This window comes from Chitinophaga filiformis (assembly GCF_900102545.1).
Lineage (GTDB): Bacteria > Bacteroidota > Bacteroidia > Chitinophagales > Chitinophagaceae > Chitinophaga > Chitinophaga filiformis.
In genome coordinates this window covers 666,440-688,436 of the sequence record NZ_FNBN01000003.1, presented here as the reverse complement: position 1 = coordinate 688,436, position 21,997 = coordinate 666,440, and the positions used below count along the sequence as shown (strand labels likewise).

Genomic DNA, 21,997 nt, shown 5'->3' with positions numbered 1-21,997 from the left:
CAGCAGGGCACGTTCTCCTCCCTGCTGCCATAACAGGCTAAAAATACCTACATTTCTCACATAGTATCTTTCTTCATTTTATCGATTTTCTTATCCACCTTTTGCATCTTTTTATCTATTTTCTTATCCGCTTTATCTTTCTTCTTGTCCACCTTTTCTATTTTCTTGTTCACCTTATCTACTTTTTGCTTCTTATCTGTTTCATGATAAAGTTGGGAAGTATCTTTCTTAATTGGCTCCTGTGCCTGTACATTCAAAGCCAGAAAAGCTGTGATTGCTGCCACAGTAAATCCTTTAGCAAAAACTGATTTGAAGTTCATAATACATTGCATTTATGGATTAATTAAATTTCATTCTTCTGTCAGTGGTCGATACAATCGTTACAACTTCTTTCCTTTTTTATTCAGCTTATCCTCAATTCGTTTTCGCAGGGATCTCTTAAATATATTATCCAGTTTTGTGCCATGTTGCTGATACTATCAGCTTTAACAGCCAGCACCCTCCGATTATGGGGCGTGAACAGGGATATGATCATTATTCTGGTTTATAGCCACTTGATCAGTTTAGTATAGGAAATCCCGCTCAAGTTCAGTATTTAACATCTTATTAAGAGGACATTCCAAAGTGCCGAACTATCTTGCGTACCTGATAGACATGCGATAAGCGTGTCTCTTCATAACGTGAGATATGAAAGCTGGATATTCTTATCCAGCTCTTTCTTCATCTCATTAGATACATCCCCACTGTCACAAAAACAAAAAAGCCAGAGATAATATCTCCGGCATCCTTGTTTCCGCTTACCCATCACAATTTCAATAATCACTTCGCAGCTGAAATGCTTATTCTATAAAACTCCATATTATTGATTCAGGATATTCCCAACAACATCCTAATACCCACACACTATATGACAACTGTTTTCTTAATCTGCTTTCAGACTATTGATTGGGTTCGCCACGGCAGCCCTGATAGCTTGTGAGCTAACCGCTACCAGCGCTATCGCCAGTGCCGCCACGCCTCCAAATACAAAGACGCTCCAGTTAATCTCTATCCGGTTCACGAAATTATTGAGCCAGTTATGCATGAAATACCATACTACCGGCGCTGCTATTACAAATGCGATACCTATGAGCAGAACAAACTCCTTAGAAAAAAGATATACAATATGAGCCGGCGTTGCCCCCAGCACTTTACGCACACCTACTTCCTTGACACGCTGCACCGCCATAAACGATGCCAGGCCGTATAAGCCCAGGCAACTGAGGAATATGGCTATGCCTGCAAAGATTTCGTACAAATGTGCCAACTGACGTTCTTCTTTATAATATTCTGCTATTTGCAGGTCCAGGAACTGGTATTCAAAGATCTGTTCAGGAAAGTTCTCGTTCCAAAGTTTCTCAATAGCTTTTAGCGAAGCCTGTACATCAGCACCGGTAGCGAGTCTTACGCCCACGCTGGAGAAACGCCGCTTTATGTTGCACATGAATACAGGCGCCACTGCCTCTTTCAGTGAACCGGCAGCAAAATCCTTCACCACGCCCACAATCAGGCCTTTGATTTGCCCGTTCCATACATCTATCTCTTTATTTAGCACATCGGCTGGTTTCAAACCTAATTTTTGTACCAGGGTTTCGTTGACCAGGAACTCGCGTACGGAATCTGCAATGGTGAGGTTACGGCCTGCAATGAGTTTGATATCGTAGGTATTGAGAAAGTTATAATCTACCCAGCGTGTAACGGAGGGGAATTTGGTTTCCTCAGTCTGATGATCAAATCTAAAGCCTGTCCACCAGTTACCATCTCTGGAAGGAGCAGCATTGGAAAAGCTCACCTCCCGTATGCCTTTGATATGTTGCAACTCAGCCCGGAGGTAAGCAATCTTTGCATTACCCGCGCTGTCGTTATTGAAAGCTACATTCACAATGGCATCCCGGGTAAAACCCATGGATTGCTTGTGAAAGTAATTCATCTGCTGCAGGATGATTAACGTACCAATGATCAATGCCTGCGTAATAATAAACTGGAAAACTACCAGGCCACGGCGCAAAGAAATGCCACCAGACTTTTTGCTGGCCGCTATCTTGCTCTTCAGTGCATTGATAGGATTGAAAGCCGATACAACGATGGAAGGATAGAAGCCTGCGAGCAAGGTGACAGCCAGGAAGATGACGAACAATAAAATGTATACGTTATAGGCAGCCAGCATACCTGCATCCAGCGGCAGGTCCATTACCCTGCTGATAAATGGAAGCACGCACAACGCTAATACCACGGACAGCAGAAGGGAAGCTAGCACCAGCATAGCAGTTTCAGACAGGAATTGTATTTTCAGCTGCCAGCGGTTACTACCCAGTACCTTACGCACGCCGATCTCACGCGCACGGTTTACAGCCTGTGCAGTGGCCAGATTGATGAAGTTCACGCAGGCAATGAGCAAAATAAAAGCAGCGATCATCCACAGCATCCTTATCCGTTCAGGTGATGCTACACGGCCAATAAAGTTTCCTGTGCGTTTATCTGAATGCACGTCGCCCAGCGACTGCAGCATATGCGTGACGTTGCTCTTCGGGTCTTTGTATTTTTTCGAGAAAGCGATCAATTCCCGGTTGATCTTTTCCACATCCTGCGATGGGCGTAACAACACATAGCAATTATGAATGTCATCTAGCGTTACCCAATCCTTTATCTCGTTTATTTTAAGCAAGGCATAAGTTGCCACCATATCAAACTGGAACTCTGTGTTCTTGGGAGGGTCATCCAGTATGCCTGTTACTGTCAGGTCAAATTGTTTGTCAAGTTTGATGACCTGCCCTATGGCCTTGTGCCAGTCGCCAAAATACTTCTCTGCAGTGGAACGTGCCAGCACTGTGGAATTAGGGTCATTCAACGCAGTGGCCTTATTGCCTGCCAGCCACCTGTAATCAAATATGTCGAAGAACGAGGGTTGCAGGAAATATACCAGTGGTTTGAATTTCTTCTGAATGTTGCCATGCCTGTCTTCCAGCGTTACCAGTCTTTTACCCATTTGTACAATGCCGGCTACCTTTTCGAACTCGGAAAAATCGTTTGGCAGCGCAGTGGGCACAGGGAAAGACACCGCCTGCGTATAATTGATCTTGCCACTTTCCTCCGGCGTTACCGTAAGCACCCTATAGATGCGATCTTTCTTCGTATGGAACATATCGAAGCTTTGCTCGTATTGAATGATCACATAGATCACCAGGCAAACGGTGATGCCCAGGGTAAGACCGGTGATGTTCAGAAATGCATAGCGCTTGTTGCGCCACAGGCTTCTTAACGCAGTTTTAAGATAGTTTTTAAGCATACGGGAGGGGATTATCGGGTGTATGGCGCAAAAACAATACAAAATATTTAATCGCTCATTTTCAACCATTTACAATACGAACACTAAGTAAAAATGTCCACTTCCGGCATTATTATGTCCGCTTCCGGACATGATTCATAAAGATAGGAGAGCACCGTCCCAATTGTTACTGAGACGGCCGTTCTCCTGATTGAAAGCTTGCATCAATTATTCCATTCGCAGGCTCTTTACAGCCTTCGTTATACTCCTCGTATTGTAGTTTCCTACTCTGTTCTCAGGCTTCTCACCGGATCCATCAGCGAAGCCCTGATACCCTGATAACTAACAATCACTAATGTGATCAGAATAGTGGCAACACCAGCTACTAAAAACACATCCGCCCCAATAGCAGTACGATAGGCAAAACCTGCCAGCCATTGATCCATCAGCCACCAGGCTAGCGGGAATGCAATGAAAACAGCGATCAGCACCAGCTTCAGGAAATCAGCAGACAGCATGACCACCACGCTTCTTTCTGATGCGCCCAATACTTTGCGGATGCCAATCTCTTTCTTTCTTCTCTGTGCGGTGAAAGCGGCCAGACCAAATAAACCCAGGCAGGATATCACGATGGCTAGTCCTGCTGCATAAGCAGATAAAGCGCCCAGGCGGTTTTCAGCAGTATATTGTGCCTGGTATTCACCATCTACAAATTTGTAAACAAACGGGAATCCCGGATCAAATTTCTCATAAGCCCTACGCAGCATGTCTATCGTTTCACGGTTCTTACCAGCTTTGATCCTGACCAGTATTCTATAGGTTGCTGCTGGTTCCAGCCGCATGGCAAAGGGTTTCACATGCTCGTGTATGGATTCAAAATTAAAGTCTTTTACTACTCCGGCTATTTTCCTCTTCACTCCCCACATCTTTACAATCTTGCCTACGGGGTTAGTAAGTCCCATGCTTTTAATAGCAGCTTCATTAAAGATAATTTCTGTACTATCTGAGCTCACATTGCTATTGAAACTCCTGCCCTCTTTCATCGTCATACCCAGCGTTTCGATAACACCATAGTATACACCAATGTTGGCAAAGCTGGTTTTATCATTTGGTTGCTTCCCTTCCCAGTAGATATCGGAAGTACTGCCATAGTCGGCCACTATACTTGCGTGATCTATACTGGATGCAGCTACGACTCCCGGCATGTTCCTGATAGCATTCACAAACACAGGCGTTTTTGTTATCACTTCTGATCCCATCTGGAAGCTGATAATATTGTCTACATTATAACCCGGATCCTTTGTTTGTATATACCTGATCTGTTTATATACCACCAGTACCGCGATAATGAATACCGCAGAAATAACGAACTGGAACATCACCAGTCCCTTTCTTACCCATATCTCCCCTAAAGAAGCCCGTAATTTGCCTTTCAGAATGGCAATGGGATTGAAGCCTGAGAGATAAAATGCGGGGTAAATTCCAGCCAGTATGCCCGTAAAAAGGGTAATACCCAAAACAGATGTCCACAATACCGGGTCAGCCTGCAGGGATATCTGCTTGCCGGTAATCTGGTTAAAGGCAGGCAACAGAAAAGGTAACAATACCAATGTAGCCAGCAGCGCCAAAAAAGTGATGAGGACTGATTCTCCCAGGTATTGAAAAACAAGCAGCTTCCTGTCTGCACCTACTACCTTCCGGATGCCTACTTCCTTCAATCGTTTAGAGGCTTTGGCAGTCGACAGGTTCATGAAGTTGATACTGGCAATGATGAGAATGAAAAGAGCGATAATAGAAAACATACGCACATATTCTATCCTTCCACCTGCCAGCACACCATTTTCAAACCGGTTGTATAAATACCCGGATGAGTACCGGCGGGCAAACAGCTTATAACCGGCATTCTTATCTTTAGTCCTCGTGTAGTCTGTAATCTTTTTATTGAAGCGGTCTATATCTGTCCCTTTCTTCAATACCAGGTAAGTAGAGGGGTCAATACTTCCCCAGGAATTCAGAAAGGAATATTGGTCCAGGTACACATCAAAAGGCAGGATATAATCATGCTTTACGGAGGAGTTGGCAGGAATGTCAAACACGCCTGATACCTGGTATTGCTTTTCATGCTGCCACTCAATAGTGCGACCCACTACATTTTCTGTGGTATGGAACAGTTTTAATGCCAGCTGTTTCGATATAACAATATTGTTCTTATCTGATAACACCTGGTCTTTATTTCCCTGTAAAAGTGGGTAAGAAAAGATGTTGAAATAGTCCTTTTCAGCATAATACCCCACTGCGTTCAAATTATCGTCTTTCACAGACAAGGTCGTCTCTCCCGCCCAGTACGGATAAATAACCGCAGCAGCATATTCCACTTCCGGCATATCATTTTTCATGGTCCTTGCCAGAATACCCGGTGTAGCCGCCATTGTCTGAACACCTTCCGAATTTTCTATATTGGTCATCACCTGGTACAGCTGATCATCCATTGCATGAAACCTGTCAACATGTACTTCATCATTGATCCATAGATAGATGAGTATTGCGCAGGTTAATCCAGTAGACAAACCAACCAGATTAAGCAATGTAAACTGACGATCCTTCAGGAGGTTGCGCCAGGCTATTTTAATGTAGTTTTTAAGCATCGGTGGGAGTATTAGGCTATTCAGCATGCTAATTAACCAAGCCAATGCCAATCTATATATTTCTATTATAAAAACAACTATACATTATATAAATTCCCATATGTTCACTTTTGAAACATTCCCTGTCCGGTATCGGCTTTTATACATTTCGATGCACCCACTGACTTCGCCAGGCTGGCGCGTCAAAGGCATCTGCAAAATACTGTGTCTCCTGCACTACTTTGCCATTGCGGAACTCCATAATACTTACCGTATAATACCGTTGCTCCTGGTAGGTAATGATATATTCTGTAATCCAGACATTGCCGCTGCCGATAATTCGCCTGATATCGAAGCCAGAGGGCTTGCCCGGATGATGACTCCGCAGCGCCTGCAAATTATGTCGTCCGAAGATTCGCTCTCCCGACTGAGGATAGTCACAGATGGTATCATCATCATAAATATCATGCTCCGCGTTCGCATCACCAGCTGCGGACGCACGCCAATGGGCATTCAGCGCCTCACGTATTTTTTCTTCATTATATGCCTCCATTTGTCAATGTTTTATCGTGTCTTACTTCTCCGCATCCTATTTCTTCAGTAGCTTTTCCCCTTTCTGTGCTATGACAGCAATCACTGCTCCATACCATGGATGAAAATTCAGAGATACATTATCGATAACATTGAAATTCAGGAGATGTTTAGAGGCATTTTCCGATGTTTCTCAGGTTATTTCCAAAGGCTGCAAACCGTAGTTTACAGCCTTTTCGCCATTCATCGTTCTTCGTACTGTTACAGAAACATTCCGCCGGATGCTTCTATACACTGTGCGGTGATCCACCTGGCCCTTTCACTACAGAGGAATGCCACAACACCGCCTATATCGTCCGGTACGCCAACACGTCCCAAAGCTATCTGGGTTGACAGGTACTCTTTCGCTCCGGGATGGTTTTCCAGCGCATCGCGGGTAAAATCAGTTTCAATGATACCGGGAGCTACCACATTGGCATTGATCCTTCTTGGGCCCAGTTCCTTTGCCAGGTATTTTGTGAAGTTGTATATGGCTGCTTTCATGGAAGAGTATGCAGCATAACCGGGCGTTACAAATCTTGCCAGACCGGTTGAAAGATTTACGATCCTTCCACCGTCAGCAATCACATTCAGCAATGTTTGTGTAAGGAAATAAGCGCCTTTGAAGTGGGTATTCATTAAATCATCGAAGTCTTCTTCCGTTGTGTCGGCAATCAGTGAGGCACGGTCAATACCGGCATTATTCACCAGGAAATCAATATTCTCAGTATCCCATTTTTCTTTCAATGCCTTTAGCAGACTGGCTTTAAAAGCGGGGAAAGATTTAGTCTCGCTTACATTTAACTGCAGGGCAACAGCTTCTACATTAAATTTCTCTACTTCAGCAATGACCTTCTGTGCTTCCTCTTTTTTGCTGTTATAAGTGAACACAATATGATGCCCGTTCTTTGCCAGTTCTATCACCATGTTCTTACCTAATCCGCGGCTACCGCCTGTTACAAGTGCTATTTTCTTCGTTGTTTTCATTTTGTACTGTGTTTTGATTTACAGTACAAAGTTGGCACATCCCAGCTCCGGAATGATGGTACCCTCTTCAGTAAAAATGGTACCTACTTCAGTATTTTTCATCCCTGCTGATGCAGGCGTCTGAATTGTGTGGGCGTTACTCCTTCAAATGATTTAAACCACTTGGTAAAGTTGGAAGGGTCGTAAGTAAGTAAATAGGCAACATCCGCCACGGAGCGTTTATTATCCAGCAATAACTCCTTGGCAAGCTTCAGCAGCTTTTCTTCGTAGAAAAAGCAGGGATGATACCCGGTATGCTCTTTGATGACATTGCTGAGATGTGTGGGATGAATGAACAGCGCTTCTGCAAATTCTCTGAGCTCATTCATTTTGTCTGTCCGTTCGGCTACTATATCGGCCAGGTGTTCGTCTACCAGCCTGAGAAACTCCTGGTAGATCTCTTCCTTACGGCTGATATATTTTCTGGGGATTTTGATCTGCGCTGCCTCTTCCTTTGAGATACCTTTTAAGATATGATTATTTCCGGCCGGAGTTGATATCGCTGTGATCATGACGTTTACGTTTGAGAGGCAAGTATAAGACAATCTACCGGCATAAAAATGGTACCCTTTTCAGTTTTTTTGTACAGATCAGGGTTTCTGTTGGCAGAATCCTTACCAAAGTATAACACATTGATTTTAAATGTAAATTTAAGCAAATAATACCTTGTTTTATGCCCAAAACGATCGCTGCACAAATAGTCGAACAACTGGTAGCCGCCGGCGTCAAAAGAGTACATGGCGTGGTGGGAGATTCCCTGAACAGTATAACTGACGAGATCCGTCAGCATGAAGCAATAGAATGGATACATTACCGCCATGAGGAAGCGGCGGCCTTTGCTGCGGGCGCGGAAGCACAACTGACCGGGAAACTGGCAGTATGTGCGGGTAGCTGCGGTCCCGGCAATATGCATCTCATTAACGGATTATACGATGCTCACAGGAGTATGGCGCCTGTACTGGCGATCGCGGCTCAGATTCCCAGTACAGAAATAGGCACTTCCTATTTCCAGGAAACCCGGCCTGAATCCCTTTTCCGGGAGTGCAGCCACTATTGCGAAACCATTGCTTCTGCCCGGCAGATGCCCAGGGTATTGCAGATCGCGATGCAAAATGCCGTCGGATTAGGTGGCGTAGCCGTTATTGCCCTATCGGGAGATGTAGCCATGCAAGCGATAGAAAGCAACGGTCTGGAACATCCCCTGATGATCAGTCGCCCCACTATCCGTCCTTCCGACACTGAGTTGAATAAACTGGCAGAGCTCATCAACCAGTCCGAAAAGATCACTCTCCTCTGTGGCAGCGGTTGCGCCGGTGCACATGATGAACTGATGGCTGCGGGCGAAAAACTGCTTACTCCTATGGTGCATGCCCTGCGGGGAAAAGAGCATGTAGAATATGACAATCCTTTTGATGTGGGTATGACCGGCCTGATAGGATTTTCCTCCGGTTATCACGCCATGGAAAACAGCGACCTGGTGATCATGCTGGGAACTGACTTCCCTTACAAAGACTGGTTCCCTTCCCGTGCACAGATCGCGCAGATAGATATCCGGGCGGAGCGCCTCGGCAGACGTTGTAATATAGCCCTGGGGCTGGTGGGAGATGTGAAGGAAACCCTTCATTGCCTGTTGCCATTGGTAAAGCGGAAAACGGACCGATCTTACCTGGACAAGTGTGTGGAGCACTACAAAAACGCCCGGGCAACACTCGATAGTCAGGCTACCGGTAAAGCTGACAAGACGCCCATACACCCGGAATACCTAGCGCATATGATTAATCAGCTGGCATCAGATAACGCCATCTTTACCACCGATGTGGGGGAACCTACCGTATGGGCAGCCCGTTATCTGCAAATGAAAAAGGGACAACGACTGCTGGGGTCTTTTAATCATGGTTCTATGGCCAGCGCAATGCCGCAGGCTATCGGGGCACAGCTGACTTATCCCGGCAGACAGGTAATCTCCCTGTCAGGAGATGGAGGTTTTGCTATGATGATGGGAGATATCCTCACCATAGCACAGTATAATCTGCCGGTGAAGATCATCGTGTTTAACAACAGTTCTCTGGGATTTGTGGCGATGGAAATGAAGGTTGCAGGACTCCCGCCTTATGGTACTGATCTGAAAAATCCTGACTTTGCCCGTATGGCCGAGGCCATAGGTATAAAAGGCATCCGCCTGGAAGATCCGGCCAATGTGGGTACCGCCCTGGAAAAGGCATTCGCGCATGATGGTCCGGTACTGATAGACGCTGTTGTGAATCCGTCCGTACTGGTAATGCCACCCAGGATAGAATTTTCCCAGGCGAAAGGATTTGGAATGTATGCGTTGAAACAGGTATTCAACGGTAATGGTAAGGAGGTGTGGGATACGTTGACCACCAATTTCCTGGACTAGGTCAGGCCATTACCGCAGCCTCTTTATTGTATTTGTTCCTGTAATCGATAGGCGATAATCCTGTAATCTTTTTGAAGACAGTTCTGAATGATTTGGTGTCATTATAGCCTACTTCATACATGACTTCATTCACATTCTTATGGCTGTTTTCCAGCCATTTCTTTGCGGCCTCAATCTTCACCCGTTGAATATATTCGGCGGGTGTATTGTTGGTCGCTTTCTTGAAACGGCGGTCGAAATGCCTTCTGCCTATGGCAAATTTGGAAGCCAGATCATCCACAGAGATCCTTTCTGTCAGGTTACATTCTATGAACTCCTGCGCCTTTTTGATAGGTTCATCTTCATGTTTCTTTTGTCCGTTAAACATGACAAAAGGCGACTGTGTTTTCCTGTCTATTTCAAGGGCAAACAGTTTGGCGATCCTGATAGTCAATGCACGATCCGTATATTTTTCAACGATGTGCAACAGCAGGTTCCAGTAGGAATTGGCGCCACCACTTGAGTACAGGCCTTGTTCCTCAGTAATGATCCTGCCATCTATCAGGTCTACATCGGGGAACATCGCCCTGAATTCGCCGGCAGAAGCCCAGTGACTGGAACATTCTTTCCCATCCAGCAATCCGGTCGCGGCCAGCATAAATGAGCCGATACACAGACTGGCTACTTCGGCACCGTTATGATAATGATCAATGATCCAGGGAATGAAGGCTTTATTCCTTTCCAGGGTTGCTTTCAGATTACCGCTTAGTGCGGGAATGACAATGAGGTCTGTTTTCTTTACATCCTGGATCAGTACATCGGGATGCACAGAGAAAAGACCCTGGTTCAAAGGAATATCGCGGGTCAGGCCGACCAGCTGCACTTTAAACATGGCCGGTTTACCATCTGATTCAAGGAACTCGTTCAGTGTGGTGAACATATAACGTGTATCAGAGATGGTGCCTAATACAGCCTCATCTGGCACTAGGATTGAAATGTGTTTCATCTGGGATCAGCGTTTAATAAACAGGTTGCTTGGCAAAAATAAGGAAAATTAGATGTCAGAAACAACCCCGCTACAAGTCCGGATTACGCCCCTTCCAACCTGTCATGTCATAGTATCTTTGAAATTGAGAAGTAACCTCTAACTGAATGAGAAAGATAATCGTATCTATGAATGTGACGCTTGATGGTTTCATGGCCGGGACCGATGGAGAGCTGGACTGGCACTTCCCCTTGTGGAACGACGAAATGTCAATCTATTTCTGCGATCAGTTGGGCAAAACAGATACCATCCTGCTGGGCCGCGTGAGCTACGAAAGAATGGCGCGCTACTGGCCCAACAAGACATTCACCGGAATAGAGCTGGAATATGCTGATATGATGAACAATCATAACAAGGTCGTATTCTCCCAGACATTGGAATCTGCTACCTGGAGCAATACCAGGCTGGTGAAGGAGAATATCAGTGAAGAAGTATTGAAGATGAAACGGTTGCCCGGGAAAGATATGATCATCTACGGCAGTGGCAGCATCGTAAGGTCCTTTATACAGGACGGTCTGATTGATGAATTCCAGATATGGGTACACCCCGTTTTTATACAACATGGCGTACCTATGTTCAGGGATATGGAAGAGAATATACACCTGCGGTTTGTAAAAGCCAGGACCTTCAGCTCAGGCGTGGTGATCCTGTATTACAAACCGTGGCAGCAATAAAGCAGGCGACTAGGGTATTTCCCAGAAACCTGCTGCACCCAGCAGGATGGCTTCTTCTCCCAGTTCCGAGACTACGAAACGGGTACCGTTCATATGATGTTCCAGGTTGGAACGGAACAGGTGAAATGCCTGGGTAATATTTCCTCCTAATACCACGAGAGAGGGAATGGGCTGCTGTTCCTGCAGGAACATGGCCAGGTTATAGCCAAACTCCTGGAATACCGTAAACGCATATGTGGATTGCTGTGCTACGGCAGCCAGCTCTTTCACGCTTTTGATCCTTTCGCCGCTCAGTTCTTCATAGCGGCGGAGGAACCAGCGGGTGGAAAAGTATTCTTCAGCTGTAGCATCCAGGAAAGGGGTTTTCCAGAAAGTACCTTCCTGTGCGACGCCATTATCTGCTACGGATGATCCGAAACCTGTACCGAGTGTCAATCCCAGTACTTCCTTCTCCCCTTTCGCCGCGCCATTGAATAGTTCCCCCTGCAGGAAACAGGAGGCATCATTCATGATCCTGATATACTTTTTATCGATGCCCAGTTGTTCCTGCAGCAGATCTTTCACATTCAGGCCGTACAGGGCTTCGTACTTGTGCAGTCCTTTGATCAGAGAGATCCCTTCTTCATAGTCAAAAGGCCCCGGCATAGCGATACCAATACGATGTACGTTATTACCGGCCAGCATACTCTTCTTCATCACGTAGCTCCATCGGCTGATGATATCCGCTGCACCGGCATGTGAATCAATGTGTTCACGATAGATGGAATCTGGCAGGAATGTCCTGCGTTCCATATCCACCAATGCAGTTGTGATATGAGAGCCCCCTATATCCACACTTAAGACCTGCGTATCCTTCATGCTGTTTGTTTCGATGTATTTTTCCAATATTGCTCTATCTGTTCAAAAGATTGTCCTTTCGTTTCCGGCAGCAGTCTGTAAACCGCAATGAAAGCACCCAGGCAGAATGCGGCAAAGAACCAGAAGGTCTGCGCGGTACCCAGGCTACGCAGGAGTACAGGCGTTAGTTGTCCCACGATAGTATCCGACACCCACATCACCATGATGCTTAAAGATAAGGCCCTTGCCCGGATATTGTCGGGAAAGATCTCTGCTGCGATCACAAATTTCAGTGGTCCGATCGAGAATGCAAAGAAAGCCAGGAAAGCCAGTACACAACAGAGCAGCGCAATACCGGTTGCGCCGGTATAAAAACAGATACCCGTCATGATCAGACTGATAGTAGCGCCTGCGGTGCCCCATAGATACAGTGGCCGTCTGCCGAGACTATCTACTTTCCAGATGGCGAAGATGGTAAAGAACACGTTGGCTGCTCCGAAGATGATCTGGCTAAGGAATGAATTGCTTAATGTAATGCCGGCATTGTTGAGGATAGTAGGTCCGTAATAGATGATGGCGTTAATACCGCTGAACTGGGAGAATAATGGTAATAGTATCCCTATCAGTAAAGCCCTGCGCATAGCGGGTTCAAATAAAGGGCCATAGCCTTCGTGCGCAACTGCACGCCCCCGTTGCATTAACCAGCGTGGGCTTTCAGGTACCCATAGTAGTCCGAAAAGGAATAGTGCTGCGGGCAACATACCGATGCCGAACATACCTCGCCATACTTCCTGTACAAACACGAACTGGATCAGCCCACCGCCTGTATCCTGTTTATGCGCCTCAGCATAGGACAATAACTGGGCATTGCTGCAATAGGCTACGAGTATGCCAATGGTAACTGCCAGCTGGTAATAAGTAACCAGGCGCCCTCTTTTATCATCCGGAGCAATTTCAGACAGATACAGGGGCACAATACTCGAAGCGATACCAACTGCCACTCCGCCACAAATACGGGCTGTAATAATCCAGGAAAGGTCATGAAAGAAAGCGCATCCCAATGCTGCCAGCAGGAAAAGCAAAGCAGCCAGATAGAGTAGTTTCTTTCTGCCCAGACGGTCGCTCAGGTTACCGGCAACGATCACGCCTGCAATACAACCTGCCAGTGCAGATGATACGAACCATCCTTCCTGGATAGCCGACAACGCGAATTGCTGTCTTACAAAAGGCAATATGCCGGATACAACCGCCATATCAAAGCCAAAGAGGAAACCTCCCAATGAGGCAACCACTGTGGTCATAACGAGGAGAAAATCAGATTGTGCTTTCATAACTGATGGTACTGAAGACCGGATGTTCGGCTTTGATAAAGGCTTTTACCACCTTTGCCCTTCCCGGTCCTTTATTAATAAGGGTATAGCTTTCGGCTGCTGCAGGAATTACGAAAGTCTCTGCATAATGGTACACTGTTTCCTTTCCATTTGCCGTTCTTACTGCGATAACCGTTCCTTCCACCAGCATCATCACCTCACAAATACCATTGGTTGTAAAGGTAATTGCATGATCCATTTCTACGCGGTGTACATCATAAAAGTGTTGCGCATGTGTAGGCAGGTGCCATAACTGCCAGTCAGTGCCTTCTTCTATCAGCGCCGGCGCAGAGATCAGTTCTTTCTTCACCAATGCACCCTGCCTGCTGAAGTCCAGGTTCTTAAATGCATGATCGATATTGATTGGTCTTGGCTTTCCATCCAATCCGGGACGCAGCCAGTCATACATCTTGAATGTAAAGATGTAGGGAGTGGCGCTGATCTCCAATACCAGGTTGTTTGCCCCTGCGCTGTGTACCGTGCTGTTGGGAATCAGGAACAGGTCATGTTTACTGGCTTTATGTTGTTGCACATAATCTGTGATCTGCACCGGCTTGTTCTGCTGCTGACTGTTCTCAAGCGCAGTCCTGAACTCCACCGGATCAATATTTTCTGCAAAACCTAGATATACGCTGGCATCTTCTTTACAATCGAGGATATAATATGTTTCATCCTGTGTAATGGTCTCGCCAAACTGTTCCCTGATATACGACAATGCAGGATGGCACTGGATAGACAAATTACCACCATCAAAGGTATCCAGGAAATCAAAACGGATGGGAAACTCATACCGGAAGATGTCTGCATGTTTTCCCAGCACGGCTTCATGTTGCAGGAACATCAGCCATTCGAAGGGAATCTCAAAGAGGTAGGTGTCACTTTCAAAGAGCACACCGTTCTCCGGTACGATCATTTCAAATGACCAGGCAAGATTTATCTCTTCCAGTGGCAGCTGCGGGATGTTCTTTTTCATCCACTGCCCTCCCCAGGCGCCGGCTTCAAACCAGGGACGTACCCGGAAAGTATCCTGGCAGATCTGTTCGATGCCAGCCTGCAGGTCCTGCGTTTTTATCCATGTCAGCGTAGCCCCCCACTGTGTATCTGCAAATATGGAGATCCTGTCTGCCAGGGATTGTTTATAATTATTCAGCACAACCCAATCTACAAAATAGGCGCGTTTATACATCTCAGTCGCTGCCGCCGTCTTACTGCTACCGAGGTTAGTGACAGCGCCTGCACGCATACGGTATTGCAGTTCATTCTTGGGCATATCCAGGTAGATCAGCGGAATATTCTTCCGTACCAGTGCAGCACCGGTACCGATCACAATATGCAGATCATATCCGGGCTCCGGTTGCATAGCAGCCAACTTTTCTCTATCAAAAAAATCGGCCAGCTGTAAGGAGGTACGCGTTCCCCATACGGCGCCTGGTTCGCCCAAAAAAGGACGAACCATTTGCTCAATGGTTTCTTCATCTTTCAAAGCATCTTCTGTCAAATGCCATTTTACCTTCAACGACTGCTGATGGAAGATCTCATTCAGTGAGTCCTGTATCGTGTCCCAGAGTATGCCTGTATAACCATCTATCTGCACCTGACCGTGCCTAATGATCCAGGCTGCCAGTGTTTCATAACCTTCACTGATCTTACCTGCGCCTAAAGCATGTGTTGGATAAATATTATATCCATCCGGAGCGGGTGTTTGCTGTAATGGCAGCAGGCGCTGTCCGGAAGTACGCCAGTTCTCTGATTCATGATTTGCCTTATTGATCACAGGATCTGTTTTTACATTATTCAACATGTCCAATCTTATTACTGTTATTTCTTTTCTACACGTAACATCATGATACCTTTTGCAGGCAGTGTTACTTTGTTATTCAACTGCTGTTTGTATTCTTCCAGCATGTTGCTCTCCCATATATTCAACCCGCCTGTTTTGTCTTTCGCTGTGAATGTAACAGGCGCTTCTGCTGCTGATGTATTTACCAGCCAGAGTACTACACCCTTTCCATCATCGGCAGGTTTGATACTCTCTATGTATACTGCTTTCGAGTCGATGTTAAAGAAGAGGGATTCACTGGCATCCCCCGTTGCAGGAGCAGCTATCAATGGCCGGTGAACAGCCAGTCCTGATTGATTTACGGCAAAGGCATCATAAGCATGGTGTACCTGCAGATAATAACGAAAAGTAGCAGGGCCTTCCTGTGCATGGCGGAAGTTCGTATGCCACAGATTATTCATTACCCAGGAGTATAGTGCAGGATGTTGTTCCGTGAAGTTGATCCATTTCGGAGAATCATACAGTCCGCCCAGCATATCAGCGCTTGTTTGCCTACCTACTTCAAATAGCGGTGCATCGGGCGTTGACCAGGTAATACCGTATTCTTTATTGGATACATCTACCCAGCGTTGCACTGTATACCAGTTCCTGTTGGCGTATTGCAATTGATCTGCCTCTACATTGATACTTCCCCAGGGAATGCTGTATCTCACCTGTGCATTTGCCACATTAAAAGGGAAAGCAAAGTGAATACCTTCTTTTGTGCTGATTGCTTTCTTATCGATCGTGTTGATGATCTCTACACGGTCCATACCTGCTGTCAGCCGTATTTCCCTGCTTAATGCATTCGCGCCTGGCGCTGAAGATTCTACCAGCAGGCTTACTACCAGTGGTCCTTTTTCCTTGATGCTGATCTTTGCCGGACCGGCATATTGTATCTTCTCAAGAGAGTCGCCCGGCAGATAGGAATACCGGTTCAATCCTCCTGAATCTGCTATATTAGGAGCAATGCCTGTTCTTTCCAGGCGAACGATGTCGCCTGTTTTTTCGTCCAGTACTACCTTGTATAAACCATTCTGTAAAGTAGTTGTAGTGACAGTGGCTTTTGTATTGGTAAATGCCTTACCAGCATGAATGGTGAAGCGCTGCTTAGAGAAAGGTGCAATCTGTTGTACCAGTACGGCCAGTTCGCCGGTGCTCAATCGTTGGGAAGGCACGTTTTTTCCATTGGCATCTTTTACCAGGTCGCCAGCTGTACTTTGTGCTGCAGACAGGATCACTAATCCGGAACGTGTGTCACCGATCGTATTGTATACATCCACTGCATTGGGTATCGCAGTTCCTTCTGCTGCTTTTTCCAGCAGCATGGTGGATTGTTCTTTTCCTTTTAATGCGAAGGAGCGTTTATATTCCCATTGGGAAATCGCTTTAGGATCTTCAGGATTGGAAGTACTGTTATAGGCACCCCAGGTATGTTCGTTGAACAATAAGATATTATTCCAGGTAGTGTCAAAGTCTTTTGCAGGATATCCTTGTTTATTACGCAGCGCCCAGACAGCATCTGCCTGTTGCAGTCTTTCAGAGGCGTTCCTGTTGTATCTTGTTTCCCGTGCAGCAGAAGCAATACCATCGGTCCAGAATTCTGTATAGTCGCCCGAAACAACAGGGATCTTATCCTTATAAGCAGCTTCAAAATCGCCGAAGAACTGTTTTACTGATGTGATGATCAATCTTGGTGAAGCAAATTTTTCATTCCATTCCTTCACAGCATCGGGCAACTCCGGATCTATCGGCGCATTATCACTCATGGCCCATGTCATGATGGTCATATTGTAAGGGAATTTCTTCCTGTCAAGTGCTGCGAGATAATCAAACAGATAAGGATTGAGGAAGTTGTCCGATGGTTTCCCTGTATAATAAGGCACAGGATCTTCTATGGTAAAGAAGTTTGGGATCTTACTGCCTTTCAGTGTATAACCGATGGAATAGGGTTCGCTTTGCCAGTAGAGCATTTTCTCACCTCCCGGCGACTGCCAGTAGAAGGGTCGGTCACGCCATTTAGGAGAGTTGCCTATACGGTCGCCAGCATTGGGAGCGCCCCAGAAATACCGGATACCGGTAATAGCTGACTGACTGGGGAGTCCCCAGGAAGCACCGGGAATATCACCCTGGAACATGGTGTTGATAGTCAGGCCATGCTCTTTGGCAGTCTTGACTGCTGTGTGAAACATCTGCATCAGCTGGCGGGAATCGGTCACGCTGGTGTTGATATTGGCATATGCACCATCGATATTGATCCATCCCTTCTTAACCGCTTCCCAGAAGGCTTGTTTCTTCGCTTCGTCTGCTGCAGCAAGATAGTGGTCAACTACCCAGAAAGCCTCCGTATTCCATTTATAACGGGCGTCTGCCGGATAGTCCTGCGTACGTTGTGCAATCTTGATAGCTTCATCTATATTGTTCATGTGCAGGCGCATAACCTTTTCCTGTACGTTGGTATAGCCTATATCTACATGGGAGTGTGGCAGCAGGTATACCTTCCATTCAGGTGCAGGCGCTACCATGCAGCGGGCAGTGTATTCTCTTCCGTCGGCAGCCAGCTTCACATATAACTGCGTTTCCTGTTGTACAGGCCCTCCTGGGAGAGGCAGTTCAAATACCTCCATTCCTTTTCCGCCGGCATTGATCCTGACGCTGTCTTTTAGTCCGTTGAAGCTGATAAAAGCCGTAGCAGCAGCATAATGCTTCCCTCCATGGAACAGGAGACGCACCATTCTGGCGGCTCGTCCTTCATACTTCAGGTAAGCGACGGTAGGTTTCAGTTCTATTGAAGTGAATACCTGTTCTTTGTCTTGCGCTTTTGCAGCGGTATAGATACTGCACCATAGCAGCAAAAGCAGGAAATACTTTGTCATATTCCAGGTCAATGGTTTATGGGTAAGTTATATGTACATACATAATGTCTATACAATTACCTTTCTTTTATCGGTATTTATGTATAAATAAGCGTAAATTTGGCACTTACACTGATTTCATATGTACAAACATATAGACAATGAACATAGAAAGCAAATATTTTTTGACGTCTTTATGGGTATAGTCTATTACTTTTGACATTTCTATTCGTTATATGAAGTTTTCTATTGACCATAACAGTGCTGTTCCCCTGCATATCCAGGCGGAGGAATTATTGCGGAAAATGATTGAAGATCCTCAGTTCAGGAATGGTAAATTCCTGCCGAATGAGGTGGAGTTATCCCAACAGTTGAAAATTTCCCGCACTACACTCAGGCAGGCCCTGAATAAACTGGTATATGAAGGATTGCTGATCCGTAAGAAAGGGATCGGTACCAAAGTATCGGAAAAGACTGTCAGTTCGAAATCCATGAATTGGAAAAGTTTCTCACAGGAGATGGCAGCCAGGGGTATTCCTATCCGGAGCTTTGAACTGCATATCAGCTGGGTGAAACCTACTGAGGAGCTTATTCACTTCTTTGATATTAAACCTGATGTAAAAGTCCTGAAACTTGAAAGGCTGAGAGGACGTCCGGAGGGACCGTTTGTATATTTCGTATCGTATTTTCATCCGGATATTGGTCTTAGCGGTGAAGAGGATTTTAAGCGTCCGTTGTATGAGATACTGGAACAGGATTATAATGTTATTGCGACGCTTTCAAAAGAAGAGATCAGTGCAAAGGCTGCAGATAATTTCATTGCAGGTAAGCTGGAAATAGATACGGGTAGTCCGATATTATTCCGTAAGCGTTTTGTGTATGATCAGTCGGATAAACCGATAGAACTAAACCTGGGGTATTATAAGTCTGATAGCTTTATTTATACGGTTGAAAGCAGGAGATAAATGATATTCTGTGACTACGTATTTTCTATGCGTAGTGATAAGCGATCTTTGAGTAGCATTATTGCAATTTAACCTCAAAGATTAGAACATGACATTTAGCAACGTCAGTGCATTGAAGACCCTCTCTGCAGTTCCCCAACCTAATGAAATTAGTACCCTCCTGGGATATTATGCGCCGGACGATAAGGGTGGTGGTGAGTTTTACTGGGACGCCACCTCGACAGAAACCGATAACCAGGGCACGATCTTCCAGGTAACCGTGGGAGGAACTCTCGTAGCAACCGGAAGATGGAAACGCATTTATACTTCTTCGTTGAATATTCGCTGGTTTGGTGCAAAAGGAGATGGTATCACGCCAGATGAGACGGCCTTTACCAAATGTATTCAAACAGCTGGCTCCGGGTCAGAGATCTTGCTGGGCCGTGGTAATTACAGATTAACAGCCGGCTTATCATTTATAGGATATTCGAATGTGAGATTTGTCGGAAACAGATGTACCCTCACAGCTGATTTTACCGGTGGTGCACTTTTCACTTTCACGTTGAATCAGCCAACGCAACAACGAGCAGAGGGAATTGAATTTGTAGAAGTTAATTTTCAGGCAACAGATGTCAATTCCGGCACTACCTGCCTTAGCTTCAGCGGTTACCCCAAAGTTGCGAATCCTGCCGGTCCTGCGGACTATAACTACTATGCAGCTATCCGGATCATTCAATGTAATATCGCAAATTTTGACACTGCCATCAAGTTTAACATCTGTCGCAATATACTGGTAGATAACTGTTGGATTTCCGGCAATAAGAACGGTATTTATTTTCTGGATAAACATGCCGAAAGCATGGTGAGGGATACCGTTATATATTGTGCCGGTTCTGCCAATGCGGGGACATATGGTATTAAGTCAGAATCCAGTTATAGCGGTGACTATAACACCAATGAGGGCCTTGTTATAGAAGGCTGCACTCTCGACCAGGCACAATATGGTATTTATGCCAGAAATGCCATTTTCTGGAAGATCATTGGCAACTATATCGGTACTCAGTTACCTTTTGACAACGCGTTGTATAACACCGGCTACAGGGCTTATTCAATTCTTCTGGAAAGAGATAATGCGCTGGCCACACCTGCCAATTCACGTACCAACACTATCACCAGTAACAATATCTTCCAGGGAGCTATTAAGATCAGTAATCTGACCACCGGTATATGGAGTCTGTTGACTGAAATAGCCGACAACGTCTTTACCGGCATGAATGACAACGCCATTCAGATAGGACCACGAATGGCTCACCTTAACATTACTGACGCATATGTAGAAAAGATCTCCCCTACCAGCATTAACGGCGCTGTTGTAGAGCTGGACAGCGATTCCACCGTGATCAATATTTCCAAGCTAACAAGCAATCAGAGTGTTGTAAACGCAGTGAATATAAAAGGAGCCAATGTTACATTCACCAATATCGAAGGTATTGTACATGCAGGAAGTGGTGCTATTATTAATAATCCGTCTAACAATAGCATTACTGTATCAAATCTGCGGGGTAATGGCTTATCTGTTCAGAAAGCCTTTGCAAACGTTGCCGTAAATACTTACAGCAGCAGTACCCCATTGTCTGTTAGCACGGCTTCTATTCCTGTGTATAATGGCATGAAAGGAAGGATCACACTTGTAGGGGCCTTTAATCCTTCTGTTGCCGGACAAGTACTTCAACTCGCCACAACGGGAGTGAGCGTGACTATTCCTAATGGTCCGGGCAGCAGCGCACAGTTCCATACGCTTTATGGCACTGGTATGCGTATGGTGTGTCATGTGATTCCATTTACTGCAAATGCTACCGGCAATTTAAGTGTGGGAATCGCTGTCCTGAATTATTTTGGTGGCACAACAGCCGTTGACTATCATACATTTCTGACAATAGAAACAGACGCATATTAATGGATTGATATCCGCATAAAGTAAGGGCCGTCAGCCTACGGTTGACTGCCCTTACTCCCTTCTTAAGTATATATACTCAACTGCGATATTTTAACATTTTCCATTCAATCATTCCTGTCTATTTTCACTGTGATAATATTTTATTTATTGTTTACCCAAAAATTCCCTTTACTATGAAAGGTTTATTGTTAGCCATTCTCTTCGCATTTGCAAGCATTGGCATGTACGCAAATACCACCACTCCATCAACTATCAGCACAACAATTTCAAAACCAGCTGCAGACACAGTACCGACACCGGACTTTTTTACCTTTATTCGTCCATATGGTTCAGTAAATCCTGGTGAATGGATCGCCACTTTCATACTGTCTGTACCAGGCCCCGCTGAACGTGATATTGTTGCTTCTGTAGACTGGGATTTCGGTGATGGTACAGCGCCTGTATTAAACAAAATCGGCGTCAATCACTCTTTCTATTATGCAGGCGCATACAATGTAACGATGACAGTAAGATATGTAACAGGTGAGACATTTGTGATCACAAAGACAATCAGTCTTTCCATGTAACCGTATTCTGTGTTGTTTTACATCAGGAG

Annotated in this window: 16 protein-coding genes; 5 read left to right on the top strand and 11 right to left on the bottom strand. The window is 45.5% G+C overall.

Annotated elements, in window-relative coordinates; genetic code table 11:
- Positions 1–56: 56 nt before the first annotated feature.
- From BLR32_RS15000 to BLR32_RS14975, 6 genes are all read right to left on the bottom strand, one after another.
- Positions 57–320 (bottom strand): hypothetical protein, encoded by a 264-nt coding sequence (locus tag BLR32_RS15000; protein ID WP_089833139.1) that lies wholly within the window; start codon positions 318–320, stop codon positions 57–59.
- A 602-nt stretch (positions 321–922) separates the two neighbouring features.
- Positions 923–3,325 (bottom strand): ABC transporter permease, encoded by a 2,403-nt coding sequence (locus BLR32_RS14995; protein ID WP_089833137.1) that lies wholly within the window; start codon positions 3,323–3,325, stop codon positions 923–925.
- Positions 3,326–3,588: 263 nt separating this feature from the next.
- On the bottom strand, positions 3,589–5,949 hold the full coding sequence (locus BLR32_RS14990; RefSeq protein WP_089833135.1) for an ABC transporter permease: 2,361 nt from the start codon (positions 5,947–5,949) through the stop codon (positions 3,589–3,591).
- Positions 5,950–6,088: 139 nt separating this feature from the next.
- The gene (locus BLR32_RS14985) at positions 6,089–6,481 is read right to left on the bottom strand and encodes a nuclear transport factor 2 family protein (protein ID WP_089833133.1); all 393 of its coding nucleotides are present in this window, start codon (positions 6,479–6,481) and stop codon (positions 6,089–6,091) included.
- 239 nt (positions 6,482–6,720) lie between these two features.
- Positions 6,721–7,485: an SDR family NAD(P)-dependent oxidoreductase gene (locus tag BLR32_RS14980; RefSeq protein ID WP_089833131.1), complete on the bottom strand. Its 765-nt coding sequence runs from the start codon at positions 7,483–7,485 to the stop codon at positions 6,721–6,723.
- Between the two features lie 98 nt (positions 7,486–7,583).
- A complete protein-coding gene (locus tag BLR32_RS14975; protein WP_089833129.1) occupies positions 7,584–8,036 on the bottom strand; it encodes a helix-turn-helix domain-containing protein in 453 nt (150 codons plus the stop codon).
- A gap of 161 nt (positions 8,037–8,197) precedes the next feature.
- Between BLR32_RS14975 and poxB the strand changes: the two genes are divergently transcribed.
- Positions 8,198–9,922 (top strand): ubiquinone-dependent pyruvate dehydrogenase, encoded by a 1,725-nt coding sequence (gene poxB / locus BLR32_RS14970; protein ID WP_089833127.1) that lies wholly within the window; start codon positions 8,198–8,200, stop codon positions 9,920–9,922.
- 1 nt (position 9,923) lies between these two features.
- Here poxB and BLR32_RS14965 read toward each other — a convergent pair whose 3' ends face one another.
- The gene (locus BLR32_RS14965; protein WP_089833125.1) at positions 9,924–10,907 is read right to left on the bottom strand and encodes a GlxA family transcriptional regulator; all 984 of its coding nucleotides are present in this window, start codon (positions 10,905–10,907) and stop codon (positions 9,924–9,926) included.
- A gap of 146 nt (positions 10,908–11,053) precedes the next feature.
- Here BLR32_RS14965 and BLR32_RS14960 point away from each other — a divergent pair, with 146 nt between their 5' ends.
- Positions 11,054–11,620 carry a dihydrofolate reductase family protein gene (locus BLR32_RS14960; RefSeq protein WP_089833123.1) on the top strand — a complete coding sequence of 189 codons (567 nt, stop codon included), beginning with the start codon at positions 11,054–11,056 and terminating at the stop codon, positions 11,618–11,620.
- A gap of 9 nt (positions 11,621–11,629) precedes the next feature.
- Here the strand turns inward: BLR32_RS14960 and BLR32_RS14955 are convergent, their stop codons facing one another.
- Genes BLR32_RS14955 through BLR32_RS14940 form a run of 4 tightly spaced genes read right to left on the bottom strand, consistent with a single transcriptional unit; the run spans position 11,630 to position 18,522 of the window.
- On the bottom strand, positions 11,630–12,478 hold the full coding sequence (locus BLR32_RS14955) for an ROK family protein (RefSeq protein ID WP_143011478.1): 849 nt from the start codon (positions 12,476–12,478) through the stop codon (positions 11,630–11,632).
- Positions 12,475–13,788: an MFS transporter gene (locus BLR32_RS14950; RefSeq protein WP_089833119.1), complete on the bottom strand. Its 1,314-nt coding sequence runs from the start codon at positions 13,786–13,788 to the stop codon at positions 12,475–12,477. Before BLR32_RS14950 ends, BLR32_RS14955 begins: the two co-directional genes overlap by 4 nt.
- On the bottom strand, positions 13,772–15,628 hold the full coding sequence (locus tag BLR32_RS14945) for a class I mannose-6-phosphate isomerase (protein ID WP_089833117.1): 1,857 nt from the start codon (positions 15,626–15,628) through the stop codon (positions 13,772–13,774). The genes BLR32_RS14950 and BLR32_RS14945 overlap by 17 nt, the downstream gene beginning before the upstream one ends.
- A gap of 17 nt (positions 15,629–15,645) precedes the next feature.
- On the bottom strand, positions 15,646–18,522 hold the full coding sequence (locus tag BLR32_RS14940) for a glycoside hydrolase family 38 N-terminal domain-containing protein (protein ID WP_143011477.1): 2,877 nt from the start codon (positions 18,520–18,522) through the stop codon (positions 15,646–15,648).
- 215 nt (positions 18,523–18,737) lie between these two features.
- Between BLR32_RS14940 and BLR32_RS14935 the strand changes: the two genes are divergently transcribed.
- The 3 genes from BLR32_RS14935 to BLR32_RS14925 all read left to right on the top strand — a co-directional run bounded on the left by BLR32_RS14935 (position 18,738) and on the right by BLR32_RS14925 (position 21,968).
- The gene (locus BLR32_RS14935; protein ID WP_089833113.1) at positions 18,738–19,466 is read left to right on the top strand and encodes a GntR family transcriptional regulator; all 729 of its coding nucleotides are present in this window, start codon (positions 18,738–18,740) and stop codon (positions 19,464–19,466) included.
- A gap of 88 nt (positions 19,467–19,554) precedes the next feature.
- Positions 19,555–21,402 carry a glycosyl hydrolase family 28-related protein gene (locus tag BLR32_RS14930; RefSeq protein WP_089833111.1) on the top strand — a complete coding sequence of 616 codons (1,848 nt, stop codon included), beginning with the start codon at positions 19,555–19,557 and terminating at the stop codon, positions 21,400–21,402.
- A 173-nt stretch (positions 21,403–21,575) separates the two neighbouring features.
- Positions 21,576–21,968: a PKD domain-containing protein gene (locus tag BLR32_RS14925; protein WP_089833109.1), complete on the top strand. Its 393-nt coding sequence runs from the start codon at positions 21,576–21,578 to the stop codon at positions 21,966–21,968.
- Positions 21,969–21,997: the final 29 nt, after the last annotated feature.